The sequence below is a fragment of the Chryseotalea sp. WA131a genome (assembly GCA_025370075.1).
Classification (GTDB): domain Bacteria; phylum Bacteroidota; class Bacteroidia; order Cytophagales; family Cyclobacteriaceae; genus ELB16-189.
Window position 1 is genome coordinate 361,858 of sequence record CP073016.1, and the last position, 20,936, is coordinate 382,793.

Below are 20,936 nucleotides of genomic sequence, written 5' to 3' on the forward strand. Positions count from 1 at the left end.
GAAGCGCAGAGTAGTACCGAATAAGCCTTTGCGGATCTTCGCGCCCTCAGCGGTTAGATTTTAAATACCATTCATCTAAAAATTGATTTTCTTTTGTTGAATCCATCCGTAACTTGTCAACCTTAATAAATTAAAGCATGGAAATAAAGTCTACTTACTTCATTGCCTTGTTAACCGTTGCCCTTTGTTGCAACAACACCTCTACGAAAGAAAATATAGGTAAGGAGTTGCCCGCCATCACCGAGGAGAGTGCCAAACTTCCACTGGACTTGATCAAGCTTCCGAAAGGATTTTCTATTTCAGTGTATGCCGAAGTAGAGGATGCACGCTCCATGGCGTTGTCACTCTCGGGCACTTTGTTTGTTGGCAATCGCAGCGAAGACAAAGTGTATGCGGTGAAAGATACGGATGGCGATAAGGTTGCCGATAAAAAATGGGTGTTGGCAACAGGTTTGAATATGCCCAATGGTGTAGCCTTCAAAGACGGTGATTTATATGTAGCTGAAGTGAACAAGGTGCATAAGTTTGCAGGCATCGAATCAAAATTAGATAAACCCACTTCACAGGTGATTTACGATAAATTTCCGATCGAAAAGCACCACGGCTGGAAATACATTGCCTTCGGCCCTGATGGAAAACTGTATGTGCCCGTAGGCGCACCTTGCAACATCTGCGAATCGAAAGACCCGATATATGCTTCCATTACCCGCATGAATGCCGATGGCACAGGTTTAGAGGTGTTTGCCAATGGTGTACGCAACACAGTTGGTTTTACATGGCACCCCACTACCAAAAATATTTGGTTCACCGATAATGGTCGTGATATGTTGGGCGATGATGTTCCGCCTTGCGAATTGAATACCGCTACTAAAGCAGGTCAACATTTTGGGTATCCCTATTGCCACGGTGGCACCATCAAAGACCCTGAGTTTGGCGACAAAAAACCTTGCAGTGAATTTATTCAGCCCGCACAAAACTTAGGTGCGCACGTGGCACCGCTTGGATTGAAATTTTATACGGGCAGCATGTTCCCATCCGAATACAAAAATCAAATCATCTTGGCGGAGCATGGCTCATGGAATCGTTCCAAGAAAAGCGGCTACAAGTTGAGCTTGGTAAAAGTAAACGAAGCAGGCAAAGCCACCAGCTACACTACTTTCGCTAGCGGCTGGATGGACGATGCCACTCAAAAAGTGTGGGGCCGCCCCGTAGATGTATTGCTCATGCCCGATGGCTCGATGTTGGTGAGCGATGACCAAGCGGGGGTGATTTATAGGATTGTGTATAAGGTATGAGCTGGCTTGCTTGTTTGAGATACCAACTTGGCGGTGGAGAAAAGCTGAAAGCCAAAGAAATTTAGCTAAAGCTTAAAAATATACCCATTTGCGGGTATACTTTTTTTTGAGATCTCATGCTATTTTTGAGTTAAACCTTTAAACAAAGACTATTATGATTGACTTCCACAAATTAGATTTGGTAACCTGTGTTGATTTACGTAACACAGTAAATGGGGAAAAAGATGTCTTCCACTTGATTTATGGCTCGCAACTTTACGGGACTATTTTTGCTGTCTATGGTAAATTCATAGGAAATGAAGTTACAGTCGAGAACAAAGTCACTTATGAGGTATCAAAAATTTATCTGAAGTTACTTAATTATAAGGGAATGATTAATATTGGTTTTTCAGGATGTTTTGACTTTAAATCTAATGGTGAGGGTTTAAATGTTTTTGATTTTGGTGTTCAAGGAGCGAATAGTAACATTGAAGAGGAGTATGATTTTGAAGTGAAATTAGTAGTACCAAAGGGAGGAACTGTCCGATTGATATGCAATAGAACGCTTTTTCCTTTAGCGGATTTTAACACATACCTATCTAAAGGTGACCAGGTCGACCATAACGGTAAATGGCCATTCCAACCACCTAACACTCCTCTATTTGACTCCGAATTTCATGAAAGAGACGGGATAGATTTTTATATTAGAAATCCCAAGCCAGGAATGATAGGGGAGGATATTGAAGCGGGATTCGTGGGCAAGCGTTGCATTCAAAGTGATCTGAATCTGATTTATTAATGAAAAAAAGGGTTGTTACTTTGGTTTGCCTGTTACTATGGTCAGCCAATGTTAATTCCCAGAAGAATCGAAATCTTTTTTTTCTCAAACTTTCTCAATTGGAGTTTGCTGATGCTCGGTCAAACGCGATCATGGAGAAAGATAGTCTTATGCGATTTGAAATGCTTCAATTGGCAGACCTTCTTTTTTTCGAAGGACAAAGGGAAATTTCGTATTTTAAGTTAACAGTTTTGGATTCTTCCAGTGATTCGGAGTTGCAATGCCTCCGTGCTTTAAATAAGGGCTTTTTTTGTTTATTTTATGATTTGGTTAAGGGAAATGCATATAGGCATTTTTACAAGGCATATGAGTTAGCTGTCAGATCAGAAAACATTTTATTGATAAAGGCTTCCTTGCTGGCATTTTTTAAGTATTATAATTTGGAAATTGCGCAAATAAGTGATTCCTACAAGACTCACTTGGATCACTTTGAACGATTAAAAACGGATTACTATGATGAAATTTGGCTGACCATTTATAAATTGATTTTCTATTCGAAGCTAAATACAACTGAACCTGAGTACTTCCGATTAGTTCAATCATTGAATGAGTATAAAGAAAGAATTAATCCAAGTAGTCCAGTATTGGCATACGTTTTTTTTGAACAGGCAATTGCCTATGAAGTATCCGGAGACATATTGAATGAAAAATCTGTTGAGTATTTTAAAAAAGTGATTAGTCAAGCAAACGACTATCCATTTCTGAGAGACAAGAAATTCAATTCTCTCATTAAACTGGTAAATATCGAAACATCTAGAAAGAACTTTTTGAATGCAGAGCAATACTTAGTAAAAGCAAGAAGAGAAATTAATTTATCAGATACTCTTCGGTCTAACTACTACATCAATATCTACAATTCATTTCTTAATCATGCTATTGGCAAAAATGATAGCGCATTTCTTTACTTGAAAAAAGCTTTCGTTCAGGATTTTTACCTAGGCTACAAAAGGAATAATCTGGAAATGAACAGATTAAATGTTGAACTTAAAACACAAGAGAGAGAAAATGCCAATCTGCAATTACGCCAAAATAGAACTTGGTTAACAGCGGGGCTTGTTGGTGTCGCGCTGCTTTTTTTGGTCAGCTACTTTGCCTATGCCAATCAGCGATCTAAGAACAGAATTCAAGCAAAGGAAAAAGAGGTTCAGGCCATGAAGTTAGAGAAGGTATTGAAGGATCAGGAGATAGTAGGCATCGATGCAATGATTGAGGGGCAAGAGAAAGAGCGGCAGCGAATAGCCAGTGAATTGCATGATAACTTAGGAAGCCTTCTCGCCACTATTAAGCTTCACTTTCATCACATCAAAGCTAACTTAGAGGGTAACGAAGCTGTTCAAACGGGTATGTTGCAAAAAACCGAAGACCTTCTTTCGGAAGCGTATCAAAAAGTGCGTGGCATTGCGCATGCGGGAAATGTGGGCGTTAATGCCAAGGACGGTTTACTGCCCGCAGTAAAGAAGTTTGCCTCGAAGGTTTCGATCTCCAATGAACTGAAAATTGAAGTGAAAGAACACGGAATGGATCAACGATTGGAAAATTCGTTAGAGATTACCGTTTTCAGAATGATTCAGGAATTGATTGCAAATGTGATTAAACATGCGCACGCTACAGAAATTGTTATTAGTTTAACACACTACGACCAATCAATTAATTTGATGGTTGAAGATAATGGAATTGGTTTTGACATCTCTCAAATCAAGCCTCAAGAGACGATGGGTCTGCATTCAATACAAAAAAGAATGGAGAGTTTGGGGGGCAGCGTTACCATCGATTCGATACCGCAAAAAGGCACCTCAATTATCATTGATATTCCAATTGTATGATCAAGCTGGTGATAGCGGAAGATCATAATGCGCTCATTGATGGAGTGAAGCTTCTATTGGAAAAAGAAGAGGACATTCAATTTGTGGGATTTGCCAATAATGGAGAGCAGCTCTGCCAGTTGGTAAAAAATAAAAAACCTGATGTGGTTGTCACTGATATTAGAATGCCTGTGATGGACGGCATCACGGCCGCGCGAAGTATCTTAAAAGACCAACCAGATATCAAGGTAATTGCCTTTACTATGTTCGACCAAGATGAGGCTGTTCACCAAATGCTGGAGGCTGGTGCTAAGGGTTATATTCTTAAAAACTCTAGTTTGGCCGAATTACTGTTGGCCGTGCGAACCGTGTACGCTGGCAACAGCTATTTTGGTACAGGCGTTGCACAACCCAGTGGCGTTCAAATGCAAAAAGGGCTGCTCTCCAAGCGTCAGCTTGAAATATTGAAACTAATTGCTGTGGGTAAGACCAACCAAGAAATTGCCGATCAATTATTTATAGGCAAAACCACCGTAGAGACACATCGCAAAAACATGATTCGCATCCTCAACCTGAAAGGTACAGGTGAACTACTACGTTACGCTTTAGAAAGCAAATACGATTTTTAAAAATTCATTTTAGGTTTTGTATGATTGAAAAATACCCATGGTTGGGTATTTCAGAACCTTATCGACCACACTACTTTTACTTCGGTTAGTAAAAATTTAAGTTGAAAAATCAGATGGTTGCCACTATGCCTAAACCTATGGAAATTTTGTTGAAATTATTTTCAGGCGTGCAAACTCAAACATCATCAGAGAAGCCCATACATGACACGACACTTTATAAAATAGAGACCGCAACGAATTCATATAACGGCCGCATTGTACACGATGATGGAGTAGCCATTTTATTTATGACGAGCCACGGCAAATCTGTGAAAATATTAAAGGAAAATGTGAAGAGTATTGTCATCGTCAATAACCAGAATTGGATAAACTAAAAGAACAGAACGAACTTCTCAAGGCCAAAAAGAAAAATAAAGATTTGAAAGAAATCTCTTGATGTAACCCAATAAATCTAGAGCGATTTAAACTTTTTGCAAATTCTAATTCCAAAAACCGTGAAATCAGAATTCTATTTTATGTTATTCCTTTTGATGGCGACATCCTCATGTTCACGTAGAACTTTTGAACCGGTGAGTACTTTTAGTCGCCAAGAAATAATGACTTTTGGACCGACCGACTATGACATCTCAAAGTATGTTACAAAAACCCCTTTTGGCTCCCAGCCGCATATGCAAAAGACTGACCAAAAGGCGGCTGACCAACGGGTTGAATTATACCGAAATGCCCAGTCACAGCGTGTAGCCGGTCCTATAGGTATCGGGTTGACTTTTGTGGGGTTGAAAAGTCTACTCGGTAGCTTAGAAGCTACGATTGGAACTGTTTCAGGTCAAATTCATGCTCAACTTACTAATTTGCTTTCGACAGCAAATGGTTTAGCTGCCCAGTGGGATCGAAGATTAAAAAATCGTTTAACCGAAACAATCGATCAACTCAACGCGCTAGAACGAAGGATAGTTGAAGACACTGAATCGTTTATTCGAATGTCACAGGAAACAATACGTTTGGTGGAGGCTGGTGCTATTGAAGCAGCTCGAGTTGCCGCTGGGGAGGCGGATATCGTAGCCTACAATACGACAACATTATTGGTAAGGAAAAAAGAACCGCGGTTTGTATACCCCACGCCACTTGTCTTTAGGATCGGGTTGGAAGAACCTGTTGTAGCAATCCGGGGAAATTTTTTAGGCTTTAGGCCATACAATTTAAAAATAGGCCGCAACGCTACCGAACTCACACCATTGGGATTTTCATCTAATCAAGTGACGGTGAGGATTCCTGACTCTTACCTTGAAACAATAACAACACCTACTACAATTGACCTTTCGGCTGAACCTTGGTCAAGGAAAAAAAGGCTCTTATGGTGGGGTTACAAGTATGAAAAGATGCCAACTCAAACTGTTTTAGTCTCCGCAAACCCACGTGTTGACTATACCCTTGATGTGAGCATCACACCCTTAGCGAGTGTACCAACTTTTCATACATTTACCTACAACTTCTATGAAAGCGATGAAAATTGCAATGCGAATCGCAGGGTTGATCGGCTATATCCATTGCCCCTTGGATGGGAAATAGCAATGTGCTCACCCCGCCTCAGATTACTATCAACACGGCAAACTGCGGCTCTGGTCTAGTTGGAAATGGCGCATCCTATTCTGGCGATAATGCAGTACTTGTAGAAGCAAACCTTAAGGGATGTGGTACAAATTGGATATTTAACTGTAAAGGCCGAGGTTGGTTGGGTTATACAGTGTATGCTCCTGCAAAGTCATATCAATATCAACCAATTGATAAATTTGTCGCAAATGTTAAAGTGCCCAATCAAATTCAACGCACTTTCACTTTCGATTATCCATTAGCAAACATACCTCTTGACAACAGAGGTGTTAAATATCCTTACCGTGTTTCAATATTAATCGAAGAAGGAACCATAATCAAGAGAATTGAAATAAGTGATGTCAATCCCAATGCCGAAGGGGTTCGCTCGAGATTGGATAATAATAGGTTGACAATAGAGATGGATCCAATTACAAAGATTCTCACGTTTTAATAATTTGATAGATGCTCAGCATCCTATCATTTTTCCCTTTTTCCGTTTTTAATTTTGAGATAACTGCGTATTTGGACTTGGGCTGCTCCACCAAACAAATTTTAGTTCCTCACAAATTCCCCCGCGGTCGGCTATTACCGACCGCTTTTTTTCATTTTGTATTTTCAAACCCACCCAAGCCTGAGGTTTCTTTCAGGATCAACAATCACCTCAGCCCCTGAGATGACTCTTTACTATTCATTGATGTTTTAAAACCTCAAATAATTCTCGTTTCCTTCTGAGAAACTTGATAACCCCCCGTTTTTTATAAGCAATTTCTGGCGTACATTTCCACTAATTATTTTCATTAGTAGAAAGCGAATTGGAAAGCGAATGGCCGAAGACAAAAAACAACAACTCGAACAACAACTCTGGAAAATAGCCGACACCCTGCGCGGCAAAATGGACGCAGACGATTTCCGCGATTACATTCTTGGCTTCATCTTCTACAAATACCTGAGCGAGAAGATGTACGACTATGCCACTCACATTTTAAAGCCTGATAATATTACCTACGATCAGCTAAAGAATCGCAAAGACAAAAAAGCCTTGCTTGCCGCTGTGAAAGATGAAGCCCTGGATGCCCTCGGCTACTTCCTTGAACCCGATGAACTCTTCAGTGAAATTGCCCGCAGGGGAAACTCCGAAGGCAAGCCTAAGTTTATATTGGACGACCTCACCAAGATTCTCACGCACATTGAGCAGAGCACCATGGGCACGGCCAGCGAAGAAGAGTTTGGCAACCTCTTCGAAGACCTTGACCTCACCAGCAGCAAGCTCGGCAAAAGTGAGAACGACAAAAATGAATTGATTGTAAAAGTACTCACGCACTTGCAGGATATTGATTTTGATTTGCACAATACCGAAAGCGATGTGCTGGGCGATGCCTACGAATACCTCATTGGCAAGTTTGCCAGCGGGGCAGGCAAGAAGGCCGGTGAGTTTTATACACCTCAACAAGTAAGCACCGTATTGGCGCGCCTGGTTACTACGGGCAAAACCAAACTCAAAAATGTTTACGACCCCACGTGTGGCTCCGGCTCGTTGTTATTGCGCGTGGCCAAAGAAGTAAATGAAAAAAACATTGGCAAGTTTTACGGGCAGGAGAGCAACCCCACCACTTACAACTTGTGCCGCATGAACATGATCATGCACAACGTGCACTACAAAAAGTTTGACATTAAAAACGAAGACACGCTGGAGCGCCCTGCCCACCTCGACCTGCGCTTTGATGCCATTGTTGCCAACCCGCCTTTCTCTGCCGAGTGGAGTGCCAGCCCTTTGTTTATGAGTGACGACCGCTATGCACCTTATGGAAGGCTTGCACCAAAAGGCACAGCAGACTTTGCCTTTGTGCAGCACATGATACACCAACTGGCAGATGGCGGCACCATGGCATGTGTGTTGCCTCACGGTGTGCTGTTCCGTGGAGGTGCCGAAGGCCACATACGCGAGTACCTGATCAAAGAAAAGAACTACCTCGATGCCGTGATTGGCTTGCCCTCCAATATTTTTTACGGTACGGGCATACCCACGTGCATTTTGGTGCTAAAGAAAAAGCGGCCGGATGCCGGCAGCATTTTATTTATAGATGCCAGCCAGCATTTTGAAAAAGTAAAAACACAAAACGTATTGCGCTCGGAGGACATCGATAAAATCATTAAAACGTATAAGACTCGCACTGCCGAAGATAAATACAGTTACGTAGCTTCGCTCGGTGAAATAGCCGAGAACGACTACAACCTGAACATACCCCGCTATGTAGATACGTTTGAAGAAGAAGAAGCCGTGAACTTAAAAGCGGTAGCAAAAGAATTGAAGAAGATGGAAGTGGATATGAAAGCTACTGATGTAACTATTGAAAAGTTTTGTAAAGAGTTGGGAATTGATACTCCCTTTTAAAAAAGCATTGAATATGGCTGAAGAAAAAAACATTATTATATACAAAACACAGGATGGTAAAGCGTCCGTTTCACTTTTAACTAAAGATGGCACCGTATGGATGAACCAAAACCAACTGGCCGAACTTTTTGACACCTCGGTGCCCAACATCAGCATGCATATATCTAATATATTGGAAGATAGTGAGTTACTGGCAAATTCAGTTATTAAGAATTACTTAACAACTGCCGCAGATGGCAAGAATTACGAAGTTACCTTCTACAGCCTTGATATGATACTGGCCATTGGTTTCCGCGTGCGCAGCAAGCGGGGTACACAATTCCGCCAATGGGCTAACCGCAACCTGAAAGAGTACATGGTGAAGGGTTTTGTGATGGATGATGAGCGCCTGAAAAACCCAGATGGCCGCCCCGACTACTTTGATGAATTGCTCGCACGCATACGCGACATACGCGCCTCAGAAAAAAGATTCTACCAAAAAGTGCGCGATCTGTTTGCTCTGAGTAGCGACTACGATGCCACCGATAAAGCCACCCAAATGTTTTATGCCGAAACGCAAAATAAATTGCTGTTTGCCATTACCTCTAAAACAGCAGCAGAAATTGTGGTGAGCCGTGCCAATGCCGGTGCGCCCAACATGGCGCTCACCAGTTGGAAAAGAACCGTAGTGCGCAAGCAGGATATTTACATCGCTAAAAATTATCTGAATCATGATGAACTGGACAGCCTGAACAGATTAGTAACCGTGTTTTTGGAAACTGCAGAACTGCGCGCCAAGAACAAGCAAGACCTGTTAATGGACTTTTGGCGAGATAACGTGGATAAAATTATTGCGCTAAGTGATAAACAACTGCTCACGCATGCGGGCAGCCTGAGCCATGCCCAAATGGAAAAATTGGTAGAAGCCCAATACGAAAAATTTGATACCGAAAGAAAACAATACGAAGCCCAACAAGCCGATGCTACCGATCTGGCAGAACTCAAAGCACTGGAAGAAAAAATAAAAGCAAAGCCAGTGACTAAGCCAACTTCAAAAAAATCAAAGCCATCACACAAATCTTAACTATGATTTTTGTGATTAATATGATTAAGATGAAAACTGATAACCACTAACTAAGATGAAAGGAAATTCACGTCAATCACAAGAATCAAACAAATCATAGTGCAGACAATATGAGCAAGGCAGTACCGAAGTTAAGGTTTAAGGAGTTTAAGGGCGACTGGATTAATAAAAAACTTGGGGAAGTTGTCAGTAATAAATCTGGCAAATATAACCCTGCAAGAGATGAGGGTTCAACTAAATGCATTGAGCTAGAGCATTTATCGTCAGAGACTGGGCAATTATTAGGATTTGCGAATGCCAAAGAATTGGCGAGTATCAAAAATACATTTCGCAAAGGGGATGTTCTTTTTGGAAAGCTCAGGCCGTACCTCAAAAAATTCTTATTAGCACCTTTTGATGGCGTTTGTTCTTCTGAAATTTGGGTATTAACAGGAAATGGGATCTCAAATAATTTTCTTTATCAAATAGTTCAGAGAAATACTTTTGTTGACTTAGCAAATCTTTCATCAGGGTCTAAAATGCCCCGTGCCGATTGGGACGTTGTCTCTTCGGGATTACTCATTTTCCCCTCCCTCCCCGAACAACAAAAAATCGCATCCTTCTTATCAGCGGTAGATGAAAAGATACACCAGCTCACGCGCAAAAAAGAATTGCTGGAGCAATACAAAAAAGGAGTGATGCAGCAACTCTTTTGTCTGCACTATGATTCTTCTGATTCCGGTGATGGCCATGATGGCTTGTCAAATCAAGGCAATCAAAAAAATCATTCAAAATCACAGTGCAGACAATTGCGCTTTAAAGATGAGAATGGAAAAGCGTACCCGAAGTGGGAGGAGAAGAGGTTGGGGGATATTGGAGATATTGTTTCCGGATTAACATATAGTCCTATGGACGTTAATGCGGACGGGGTGTTAGTATTACGATCATCTAATGTTCAGAATAGAAGGTTGACATTTGAAGACAATGTTTATGTGAAAGTGAGTGCTGGTGAATTCAATCCAGTTAAGGAAAACGACATTCTAATTTGCGTTCGAAATGGAAGCAAAAATCTAATTGGTAAAAATGCCTTAATCGATAGAGAAAATGCTGGTGTTGCCTTTGGCGCTTTTATGACAGTTTATCGTAGTTATTTCAACTCCTTTCTGTTCCATTATTTCGATACAGATAGTTACAAAGATGAAGTTCATAAAAATCTTGGCGCTACAATTAATTCAATAAATGGAAGTGACTTAAAAAAGTTTAAGATTCCGTTTCCATGCAAAGAAGAGCAACAAAAAATCGCCAGCTTCCTATCAGCTATCGATACCAAAATAGAAAGCGTGGCTATTCAAATAGAAAAAACCCAAACGTTTAAAAAAGGGCTGTTGCAGCAGATGTTTGTGTAATTGTCAGAATTAGGATTTGTATGATTTAAGGATGAAAGGATTAAAAAAATATATTAGTAAGTAACATAAATGATAAAAAATCCTATAATCTTCAAATCCAAGAAATCCTAATTCTGACAATGGAAAGAAATCCTAAAATCTTAACATCCTAAAAATCCAAATTCAGACAATTGACAATGAAGTACGAAGAAGTCACCAGGAAAATAATTGGTTGCGCTATGAAAGTACATAGCACATTAGGTAATGGTTTTCAGGAAGTGATATATCAGCGTGCCATGGCTATTGAAATGGAGATGCAGGGATTGGGATTTCAACGCGAGATGGAGATGGAAATATTTTATGAGGGCAGGAAAATAGGCACAAGGCGAGTCGATTTTTTCGTAGAGGAGAAAATTATGGTGGAACTAAAAGCAATCATTAAATTGGAAGATGTACATCTCGCGCAAGCCATGAACTACTGCCAAGCCTACAATCTTCCCGTTGGTTTACTGATTAATTTCGGAGCAAAGAGTTTAGAATTCAAAAGAGTGTACAATGTTAACCATCCCGAAAACAAAGACTACAAAAAATAGATAGATATCCTAATCCTATAATCCTCAAATCCAACAAATCCAAATTCAGACAATTTGCCGCAATCAGAAGCCATAATCGAAAACAACCTTATCCAGCAGCTTACCGGCTTGGGTTATCAATTTGTTGCCGTTCATGATGGCGATGTGCTGCTTTCTAATCTCAAAGAACAATTAGAATTATTCAACAACACTAAGTTCTCAGTAAAGGAATTTAATTCCATCCTTAACTACCTCGCCAAAGGCACTGTCTTCGAAAAAGCAAAGACATTAAGAGATCGGTTTAGTCTCACCAAAGATGATGGCACTTCGTTTTACGTGCGCTTCTTCAATAATGAAGATTGGTCGCAAAACAGGTATCAGGTAACCAATCAAGTAAATCAGCAAGGCTCTTTTTTAAATCGCTATGATGTTACGCTGTTGGTAAACGGTTTGCCGTTGGTGCAAATAGAATTAAAGCGCAAAGGAATAGAGATCAAAGAAGCATTCAATCAGATCAATCGTTACCAGAAACATTCGTTCTGGAGCAATCACGGGTTGTTTCAATATGTGCAGTTGTTTGTGATCAGCAACGCGGTGGATACAAAATATTTAGTGAATAATCAGTTACAATCTGTAATGCAAACATTCTTTTGGGGAGATAAAGAGAATAGGAAGATTACTGAGCTGACAGCATTTGCAGCAGCATTTCTAAATCCCGATCATTTAGGCAAATTCATTTCGCACTATGTGGTGATGAATGAAACGTTTAAGAGCATGATGGTGCTGCGGCCGTATCAATACTTTGCCGTGGAAGCCATAATCCAACAGGTAAGCACTAGCAATAACAATGGCTACATTTGGCACACTACAGGTTCGGGCAAAACACTTACCTCGTTTAAAGCAAGTCAGATCATTATGGATTTGCCCGGTGTGCACAAAGTTGTGTTTGTAGTCGACCGTAAAGATCTCGATTACCAAACCATGCAGGAGTTCAATGTCTTTAAAAAGGATAGCGTAAGTGCTACTGAAGACACTACGCTTCTGGTAAAGCAACTTAGTGATGATACCAAACTGGTGCTCACCACCATTCAAAAGCTAAACAACGCCATACGCAAAGCGCACTTTGAAAAGAAGATCACGCAACTGCGCGATAAGAAGATTGTCTTCATTTTTGATGAGTGCCACCGCACGCAGTTTGGCGAAACGCACGAGCGCATCAAAAAATATTTTCACAAGGCACAATTATTTGGCTTTACGGGTACACCGATCTTTGCAGAGAACGCTAGCAAGAACGAATATGGCAAACGCACCACAAAAGATTTGTTTGGCGAGTGCCTGCACAAGTATGTAATTACCGATGCCATCCGCGATCAGAACGTGTTGCGCTTTGGTATAGAATACATTGGCAAATACAAACAGAAGGGAAATACACTTATCGATATTGATGTAGAAGACATTGACCGCCCCGAAGTGCTGAATGATGAAAAGCGATTGGGCAAAATAGCGGACTACATTATTGCTTATCACGATCAAAAAACATTCAACAAAGAATTCTCTGCGCTGTTCTCCACCAGCAGCATCAATAACCTGATTAAATACTACGAGCTATTTAAGAAGAAGAAAGAGGCAGGCGAACACGATCTGCGCATTGCCACCATCTTTACTTTTGGTGCCAATGAAGACGATGAAGATGCCCAGGATTTTTTACCGGAAGAGGAATTGGCTATGGCAGCAGACCCGCAGGCAGCTTATCAATCGAAACACACCCGCGACAAGCTGGATGAGTTCATCACTGATTACAATAAAATGTACGGCACGGCTTTTTCTACCAAAGACAGCGAGCAATTTCAAAACTATTTTAAAGACATCAGCAAACGATTAAAGGAAAGAGAGAAGGCAACCTTTAACGATGATAAAGATCGCCTCGATTTGTTGCTGGTGGTAAACATGTTCCTTACAGGCTTTGATGCAAAGAAGGTAAACACACTTTACGTGGATAAGAATCTGAAACATCATGGCCTCATTCAAACCTATTCAAGAACCAACCGTATTTTTGGTGAGAAGAAATCGCAGGGCAACATTCTGGCCTTCCGCAATCTGAAAGAAGCCACCGACAAAGCGATTACACTATTCTCCAACAAAGAGGCGATTGAAGAAGTAATACTTCCGCCTTATGAAGTCATTGCCAAACGATTTGATGAAGCACTGCAAGATTTATTGAAGGTAACGCCAACTCCGCAAAGCGTGGATGAGCTGGTAAGCGAGGAAGAAGAGGCTGCATTTGTGCTGGCTTTCCGTGCCCTATTGCGAGCTAAGAATGTGCTGAAGTCGTTTACCGATTTCAATTGGGCGAATCTGGGAATTGATGAAGAGACCTTTACGTCATTCGAAACCAAGTACCTTGATCTGCGCGACAAGGTAAGGCGCGACAATTCAAAGGAAAAGACATCCATCCTTAATGATATCGACTTTGAAGTAGAGTTAATTCACCGCGATATAATCAATGTAGCCTACATCATTAAACTGTTGGCTAAGTTAAAGCAAGCCAAAAAATCGGAAGCCGAAAAGCAGCGAAAGGCAATTATGGATTTACTTGGCAGTGAAGTACAACTAAGAAGTAAACGCGAACTGATAGAAAAATTTATTGATGAGAACTTACCTACGATTGACAATGCCGACAACATACAAGACGAGTTTGAAAAATACTGGCAAGAACAAAAAGTACTCGCACTCGCCAAGCTTTGCGATGACGAGCACTTAGACAAAGAACAATTTAAAGCCTTGATAGATGCCTACATCTTTAGCAGCCAAGACCCCTTGCGCGATGAAGTGTTAAAATGCCTTGGCGACCGCCCCAGCATTTTGCAAGCGAGGGAAATAGGAGAGAGGATTATAAAAAAGATGAAAGAGTTTGTGGAAGTGTTTGTGCAAGGGATGGTGGCGTAGGGTCAATGAAAATTCCCATTTTTCATTACGCAGTCTAAAAAGCAGGAAAAACACAATCCGCGAAACAAAACAGTAGCACTTACCAACTTCACTTATGATTTGGATTGCGAACGGGGCCTTATAGCTAAGAATATCACTTTCAATTAATTAGGTTACATTTGCAGCTTAAATTTTTTAAAACAATACTTAATGAAATCATTTGACGCTCTGGGGCTCTCAGAGCAATTGGTGGAAGCAATCCGCCTACTGGGCTTTGAAACGCCTACCCCTATTCAAGAACAGGCGATCCCTGTGCTGTTACAGGGAAAGACCGACCTCGTTGGGTTGGCACAAACGGGTACGGGAAAGACGGCCGCTTTCGGTCTCCCATTGATCCAATTAATTGACGAAAGCAATCGCACTACGCAGGCGTTAATCTTGGCGCCTACTCGCGAGTTGAGTGTACAAATCACTACCGACCTCGAAAATTTTTCTAAGAAGGTAAAAGATTTAAACATTGTAACGGTGTATGGTGGTGCCAGTATTTCTGAGCAAATCAGAAAGGTAAAGCGCGGTGCACAAATTATAGTGGCTACACCCGGTCGCCTCATCGACTTGATTGAGCGCAGGGTTGTGAGCTTAAGCACGATCAGCTATGTGGTATTAGACGAAGCCGATGAAATGTTGAACATGGGTTTTAAAGATGCCATTGACGAAATTTTATCAAGCACTCCGGAAGAAAAAAATGTGTGGCTCTTTAGCGCTACCATGCCGCGTGAAGTGCGTGAGATTTCGAAGAACTACATGAGCAACCCACAAGAACTAACGATGGGTGAGCGCAACCAAGGCAACGAAAACATCGATCACCAATTTATCATGGTGGACGATCGCGATAAGTACTTGGCGTTGAAGCGAATGGTAGATTACACCACCGATATTTTTGGTGTTATTTTTTGCCGCACAAAAATCGATACACAACGCGTGGCCGATCACTTGATGAAGGATGGTTACAATGCGGATGCCCTTCATGGGGATTTGACGCAGGCACAACGCGACCGTGTGATGAAGAGTTTCAAAAACAAAACATTGCAGTTGTTGGTAGCTACCGATGTAGCGGCTCGTGGAATTGACGTGAGCAACATCACACACGTGATCCACATGAACTTGCCAGATGAAATTGAATACTATACACACCGAAGCGGACGAACAGCCCGTGCTGGAAAAAAGGGTATTTCGCTGGCCATCGTTTCTAAAAAAGAAATGGGCAAGATCAGCCAAATCGAAAAAGCCTTGAAACGGAGGTTTACAAAAGTGGCGGTGCCAACCGGTGATGAGGTATGTCAGAAAAAGATAATGGCGCTTACGCAGAAAATGCGAAATGTAGAGGTAAACGAAGAAGAGATCGATAGCTTCTTGCCCGAAGTTTATCATGAGCTTCGCGATTTAAGCAAAGAAGATATCATCAAACGTTTTGCTTCCATCGAGTTCAATCGTTTCTTGGAATACTACCGCGATGCCAAAGATTTGAATAAGAGCGGCAGCGAACGCAGCCGTACTTTTTCTGATGACGGTGGTGGCAGCGAAAGCTATTCCACGGGCGATCGCATCTTCATCAACATCGGTAAGATGGACGGATTGGAGAAGGGCGACTTGCTGGGTTTAATCTGCGACTATGGTGAAATCGACAAGGCCAAAATTGGTAAAATTGACTTGAAAGGAGCGTACTCTTTCTTTGAATTGGAAAAAGACGTAACTGAAAAAGTCATGAAAGGCTTTGAGGGAATTGAAGTGCGTGGCCGCAAGGTGCGCTTGGAGATGACCAGCAATGCCCCAAGAGAACGCAAAGAAGGTGGAGACTTCCCTCCGAGAAAGAGACGCTCCTTTGATGGAGGTGGAGACAGAGGTGGAAGCCGCTCCTTTGGTGGCGATCGTGATCGTGGTGGCGACCGCGGAGGAAAGCGCTCGTATGGTGGCGGAAGTGGGGGCTACGGTGGCGATAGAGAGAAGAAGAAGAGATGGTAGAACTATGTGGCAGAGCCAAACAAAAGTAGGCAAAGGCTAGTAACAATAGAAAGCCATTGCACTACTAAAATTGGTTATGGATAAAAAAAGAGGCTGTCTTAAAAGGGCAGCCTCTTTTTTTTTCAGTAAAAAAAAAGAGGAAGGCGAAGCATTCCTCTTTAGGTGCAAGTCGCTATCTTGCTTGTGTGATGATTCAAGAAATCAATGAAGCCTGCAGTGGGGATTTTCTATACGGGAGAAGGAGTGGAATTTAGATTTTAATTGGGGATTGTTAAATTTTCTTTTTGTTCAACTTGTACTTCTTAAACATTCATAAGTTTTAGTGGGATCTTGAAAAACTATTATGCCATACTGGGTATTGCCACCTACGCACAGGAGGCAGATATAAAACGTGCTTACCGCCACTTGGCGTTGTTGTACCATCCCGATAAAAATAAATCATCGGAGGCGGCTTCCTTTTTCGTAGAGATAAACGAAGCTTATGAAGTGTTGGGAGATCCGATTCGAAAAGTAGTGTATGATAAAATGTTGGCTGGAACCGAGCCCCAGGTTTCCGCACAACCAATGGTTAACAAACCGCACCGCGATCCTCGCTACCGACCCAAGTCAGCCGAGTATATCAAAGAAGTGCGTGCCAAAAAAAAACCATATTACGAATTTATAGATGCACATGTGCAGTATGCTGTTTTGTTCTCGCGGCTAGCTTTTTTGTTTTCGATTGCCTTGTTGGCCGATTATTCTTTGCAAGCCGATAAACATTCGCAGGTGATAAAAGCAGTAGAGAAAAAACTGGGCAGCGAATCTGTGAAGGTTAAAATCAACGATGACGAGGTTTTTACGCTAGCTGGCCAATCGCTGGAAGAATTTACAGCCGGAGAAGTCATCAACTTGTATCGCTCACCATTTTTTTCTGTTCCAACCAAAATTGAAAACGAACAAACTAAATTTCAAGCAGGTGTGCCCATCACCATTTACGGTAATTTTATATTTGCTCCTTTCTTTTTATTGATAACTTCTTTGATTGGGACTTTTTATTGGAAAGGAGTGGAGTTTCGGTTTAACTTGGGGGTGATGAATTTTTTACTGATTATTTTGAATAGCTTGTTTTTAAAGATTCATGCGTTTTAGAGTAGAGAATTTGTAGCCACAGATTCGCAGATGTACTGTAATATAATCGCAGAATCTATGAATCAGTGGTAGCATTTTATAAAAGTCATTATTCAACGATTTGTTCATATGCCTAAAAACAACGATTGGAAAAAGCGGGATGGAGTGGTTTACTCCACCGACCAAAATTTTTCGTTTCAATACTCACAAGGCGAAGAAGCTGAAACCCTTCCCCCGCAGCAACAGAACTTGAAAGTGCTGTTGGATAAAAATGGACGAGCGGGCAAACAAGTTACGCTGGTGGCTGGCTTTGTTGGAAAGACAGAGGCAATTGAAACGCTTACCAAATTATTGAAGACAAAATGTAGTGTTGGTGGCTCTACCAAAGATGGCGAGATTTTAATTCAGGGTGACTTGCGCGATAAAGTAGTGGCCGTGCTGACCAAAGAAGGCTACAAAGCAAAGCGTGTTGGCTAGGCCTCTAAATACAATTGCTTTGATCTCATTTCAGTTATGTACGCCCGTTGTGATTTGAGGACATCCTCGAGTTTTAGCCGTAGTTCGCTGTGATAGATAGAATAGATCAGTTGCCATTCTTCTTTGTCCATACAACCATCAGCATTTGCAACAATGCACAAGACAGCGATGGCATTCACTTGCTCTTCTTTCGGTAGTTTCTTGAGTTCAACTACTGAATTTTCGAGCAATTGATAGCGATCTACTTTTTCCAAGGCATTGAATTCATCCAATAGCGAAGTGCTTTCAAAACCATGCAAACTTGAAAGATTTTTAGCTAAAAAAATCTCACGCTCGTGCACAACGTTGTTGGCATGCACAATTAAAAAAAGCAATTGGTTAAAAAGTTGCTGGGTCATATTAGTATATATCCACCCTAGGCATCAAGATTGTGCCAATCCAAAATGCGTTGAAAAATGCGTGAAACAAGGGTTTTTTCTAATATTATTCCCAATATTGGAGTGGCGCAGATCGGATTGGGAAGAAAATGAAAAAGCCACCCGATGGGGTGGCTTTTTGATCTGGTTGAGAGTATTAACTTCTGCCTTCTTTTTTAGCTTTTTTTTCGGCTCGCTTTTCCTTTAGCGTTTTAGCGGCAGGTTTTTTAGTCTCTTTCTTTTTGTCCATTCCTTTTGACATAACAATAGAGTTTAAGTGATTTTCAAAGTAACACTATTCAAATTACATCAGCAAGTGCATGGGTCTAAAACTCTCGGTGGGGTTTGATCTCCCTCACCAATTTGTTTCCAAATAAAACTTCTCGAAATTAGCCCAACATTCGATTTACATGGCCGAAATCTTTGATTGTACACTCACCAATCGCCACGGGTGCAGTATGCGTGTAACTAATTTTGGTGGCCGGGTGATGTCGCTCTTTGTGCCAGATCGCAACGGATTGCTAGGCGATGTGGTGTTAGGCTATGATACACCAGAAGGATATGCAAATGGCAATCCTTATTTCGGTTCGCTCATCGGCCGGTTTGGAAACCGATTGGCGAAGGGGAAATTTTCATTGGATGGTAAGGACTACCGATTGCCGACCAATAATCAGGGTAATTGTCTGCATGGTGGCCCCATTGGTTTTCACAATGCAGTGTGGGAAGTGCTTCACCAATCAAATAATGAAATACAATTGCAGTACCAAAGTCCCAATGGCGAAGCGGGTTTTCCGGGCAACCTACTTTGCCAGGTAATGTATCAACTTACGGAAGCAAACGAATTGAAAATTGACTATCATGCTACCACGGATGCCCCAACGATAGTAAACTTGACGCATCATTCTTTTTTTAATTTGAAAGGAGAGGGTGATGTTTTAAATCATCAATTGATGATTGATGCTAATCAGTTTTGCCCAGTTGATGAAACATTGGTTCCACTAGGACAATTGCAGTTGGTGCGAAATACTCCTTTCGATTTCACAGAACTAACTGAGATCGGTTCGCGGATAAACCAAGATGATATTCAATTGCGAGTGGGCAATGGTTACGACCATTGTTGGGTGTTGAACAAAGACCACGCATTGAGTTTGGCCGCCCTAGCTTATGAACCGATGACGGGAAGAACGATGGAAGTATGGACTACAGAGCCTGGGCTTCAATTTTATTCAGGCAACTTTTTGAACGGAAAAGAAGGGGGCAAGCAAGGCCAACAATATGCTTTTCGCTCTGGTTTTTGTTTGGAGGCACAGCATTTTCCAGATTCACCTAATCACCCCAATTTTCCGAGTACTGTTTTGCGACCAGGAGAAACGTATCACCAACAAACCATTTACAAGTTTGGGATTTATTAATTGCTTGAACTATCTTTAAACCGCTGCCATGAAAGCTGTTCTTTGTTCTTCATTTGGATTGCCCAATCAATTAAAACTGATGGACATACCCGAACCAGATGCTGTGGACGATCAAGTTCGCATTCGGGTGGAGGCCTGTGGAGTAAACTTTCCGGATGTGTTGATCATTCAAAACAGATATCAATTCAAACCCGAGCTTCCGTTTTCGCCTGGTGGCGAGGTAGGTGGCACAATTGACCAAGTAGGAGAGAACATTACGCAGTTTAAAGTCGGTGATCGGGTAGTAGCCTTGTGTGGATGGGGCGGCTTTGCAGAAAAGGTAGTGGTAAAAGCGAATCGAGTTTTTAAAATACCACCTTCGTTGGATGCCATTTCAGCAGCCACTACACTTTATACCTACGGAACCTCCTACCACGCGCTGAAAGACAGAGCTCGTTTGCAGCAGGGTGAAACACTTTTGGTATTGGGCGCGGCAGGTGGTGTGGGTTTGGCCGCAGTCGAGTTAGGGAAATTGATAGGCGCAACGGTAATTGCGGCAGCCTCTTCAGCAGAGAAGCTTTCTGTTTGTCAATCCAAAGGGGCAGATTTCGTCATCGACTATTCCAAAGAAGATCTGCGTGCACGCGTTAAAGAAATCACCCACGACAAAGGAGTAGATGTGATATATGATCCTGTGGGAGGAAACATTTCTGAGCAAGCGTTTCGATCTATTTCGTGGAAGGGACGGCATTTGATAGTAGGATTTGCTTCGGGCGAAATCCAACTGCTACCCGCCAACCTACCGTTATTGAAAGGTGCTTCCTTCGTGGGCGTGTTCTGGGGAAGCTTTTCGGAACGGGAGCCACAACTGGCTCAACAAAATTTGATAGAGTTGATGGGTTGGATAGACCAAGGAAAAATCAAACAACACATTCATAAAATTTATCCGCTAGCAGAAGCACCATGTGCTTTACAAGATTTGATGGATAGAAAAGTGATAGGCAAGGCAGTGGTTAGGATTTAGTGTTGAATTTTATTAGTTTGAGTTGTTAGATTAAACTATGCACTTTA

At 41.7% G+C, this 20,936-nt stretch carries 18 protein-coding genes; 17 read left to right on the top strand and 1 reads right to left on the bottom strand.

Annotation, left to right across the window (positions count from 1 at the left end; genetic code table 11):
* Window positions 1-137 precede the first annotated feature (137 nt).
* The 15 genes from KA713_01710 to KA713_01780 all read left to right on the top strand — a co-directional run bounded on the left by KA713_01710 (window position 138) and on the right by KA713_01780 (window position 18,058).
* Window positions 138-1,295: a sorbosone dehydrogenase family protein gene (locus KA713_01710; protein ID UXE67347.1), complete on the top strand. Its 1,158-nt coding sequence runs from the start codon at window positions 138-140 to the stop codon at window positions 1,293-1,295.
* A gap of 154 nt (window positions 1,296-1,449) precedes the next feature.
* Window positions 1,450-2,073 (top strand): hypothetical protein, encoded by a 624-nt coding sequence (locus KA713_01715; protein UXE67348.1) that lies wholly within the window; start codon window positions 1,450-1,452, stop codon window positions 2,071-2,073.
* A 131-nt stretch (window positions 2,074-2,204) separates the two neighbouring features.
* Window positions 2,205-3,935 carry a hypothetical protein gene (locus KA713_01720; GenBank protein UXE67349.1) on the top strand — a complete coding sequence of 577 codons (1,731 nt, stop codon included), beginning with the start codon at window positions 2,205-2,207 and terminating at the stop codon, window positions 3,933-3,935.
* Window positions 3,932-4,543 carry a response regulator transcription factor gene (locus KA713_01725; GenBank protein ID UXE67350.1) on the top strand — a complete coding sequence of 204 codons (612 nt, stop codon included), beginning with the start codon at window positions 3,932-3,934 and terminating at the stop codon, window positions 4,541-4,543. Before KA713_01720 ends, KA713_01725 begins: the two co-directional genes overlap by 4 nt.
* A gap of 137 nt (window positions 4,544-4,680) precedes the next feature.
* Complete coding sequence (locus KA713_01730; protein UXE67351.1) at window positions 4,681-4,917, top strand: hypothetical protein; 237 nt, start codon at window positions 4,681-4,683, stop codon at window positions 4,915-4,917.
* Between the two features lie 294 nt (window positions 4,918-5,211).
* Complete coding sequence (locus KA713_01735) at window positions 5,212-6,171, top strand: hypothetical protein (protein ID UXE67352.1); 960 nt, start codon at window positions 5,212-5,214, stop codon at window positions 6,169-6,171.
* Window positions 6,102-6,587: a hypothetical protein gene (locus KA713_01740; protein ID UXE67353.1), complete on the top strand. Its 486-nt coding sequence runs from the start codon at window positions 6,102-6,104 to the stop codon at window positions 6,585-6,587. The genes KA713_01735 and KA713_01740 overlap by 70 nt, the downstream gene beginning before the upstream one ends.
* A gap of 372 nt (window positions 6,588-6,959) precedes the next feature.
* Window positions 6,960-8,528, top strand: a complete 1,569-nt coding sequence (locus KA713_01745) for a type I restriction-modification system subunit M (protein UXE67354.1) — start codon at window positions 6,960-6,962, stop codon at window positions 8,526-8,528.
* A gap of 13 nt (window positions 8,529-8,541) precedes the next feature.
* Window positions 8,542-9,591, top strand: a complete 1,050-nt coding sequence (locus KA713_01750) for a virulence RhuM family protein (protein ID UXE67355.1) — start codon at window positions 8,542-8,544, stop codon at window positions 9,589-9,591.
* 110 nt (window positions 9,592-9,701) lie between these two features.
* Complete coding sequence (locus tag KA713_01755; GenBank protein UXE67356.1) at window positions 9,702-10,976, top strand: restriction endonuclease subunit S; 1,275 nt, start codon at window positions 9,702-9,704, stop codon at window positions 10,974-10,976.
* A 176-nt stretch (window positions 10,977-11,152) separates the two neighbouring features.
* Window positions 11,153-11,548 carry a GxxExxY protein gene (locus KA713_01760; GenBank protein ID UXE67357.1) on the top strand — a complete coding sequence of 132 codons (396 nt, stop codon included), beginning with the start codon at window positions 11,153-11,155 and terminating at the stop codon, window positions 11,546-11,548.
* 54 nt (window positions 11,549-11,602) lie between these two features.
* Complete coding sequence (locus KA713_01765; GenBank protein ID UXE67358.1) at window positions 11,603-14,473, top strand: type I restriction endonuclease subunit R; 2,871 nt, start codon at window positions 11,603-11,605, stop codon at window positions 14,471-14,473.
* Between the two features lie 189 nt (window positions 14,474-14,662).
* Window positions 14,663-16,474: a DEAD/DEAH box helicase gene (locus tag KA713_01770; protein UXE67359.1), complete on the top strand. Its 1,812-nt coding sequence runs from the start codon at window positions 14,663-14,665 to the stop codon at window positions 16,472-16,474.
* Between the two features lie 330 nt (window positions 16,475-16,804).
* Window positions 16,805-17,602, top strand: a complete 798-nt coding sequence (locus KA713_01775; protein ID UXE67360.1) for a J domain-containing protein — start codon at window positions 16,805-16,807, stop codon at window positions 17,600-17,602.
* Window positions 17,603-17,710: 108 nt separating this feature from the next.
* The gene (locus KA713_01780; protein UXE67361.1) at window positions 17,711-18,058 is read left to right on the top strand and encodes a translation initiation factor; all 348 of its coding nucleotides are present in this window, start codon (window positions 17,711-17,713) and stop codon (window positions 18,056-18,058) included.
* Here KA713_01780 and KA713_01785 read toward each other — a convergent pair.
* Entirely contained in the window at window positions 18,055-18,456 is a 402-nt protein-coding gene (locus KA713_01785; GenBank protein UXE67362.1) for a TerB family tellurite resistance protein, read from the bottom strand. The two genes, KA713_01780 and KA713_01785, sit on opposite strands and share 4 nt — an antisense overlap.
* A gap of 428 nt (window positions 18,457-18,884) precedes the next feature.
* Here KA713_01785 and KA713_01790 point away from each other — a divergent pair, with 428 nt between their 5' ends.
* Together KA713_01790 and KA713_01795 are read left to right on the top strand one after the other, a co-directional pair.
* Window positions 18,885-19,886, top strand: a complete 1,002-nt coding sequence (locus KA713_01790) for a galactose mutarotase (protein UXE67363.1) — start codon at window positions 18,885-18,887, stop codon at window positions 19,884-19,886.
* 28 nt (window positions 19,887-19,914) lie between these two features.
* Entirely contained in the window at window positions 19,915-20,889 is a 975-nt protein-coding gene (locus KA713_01795) for an NADPH:quinone oxidoreductase family protein (GenBank protein UXE67364.1), read from the top strand.
* Window positions 20,890-20,936 lie beyond the last annotated feature (47 nt).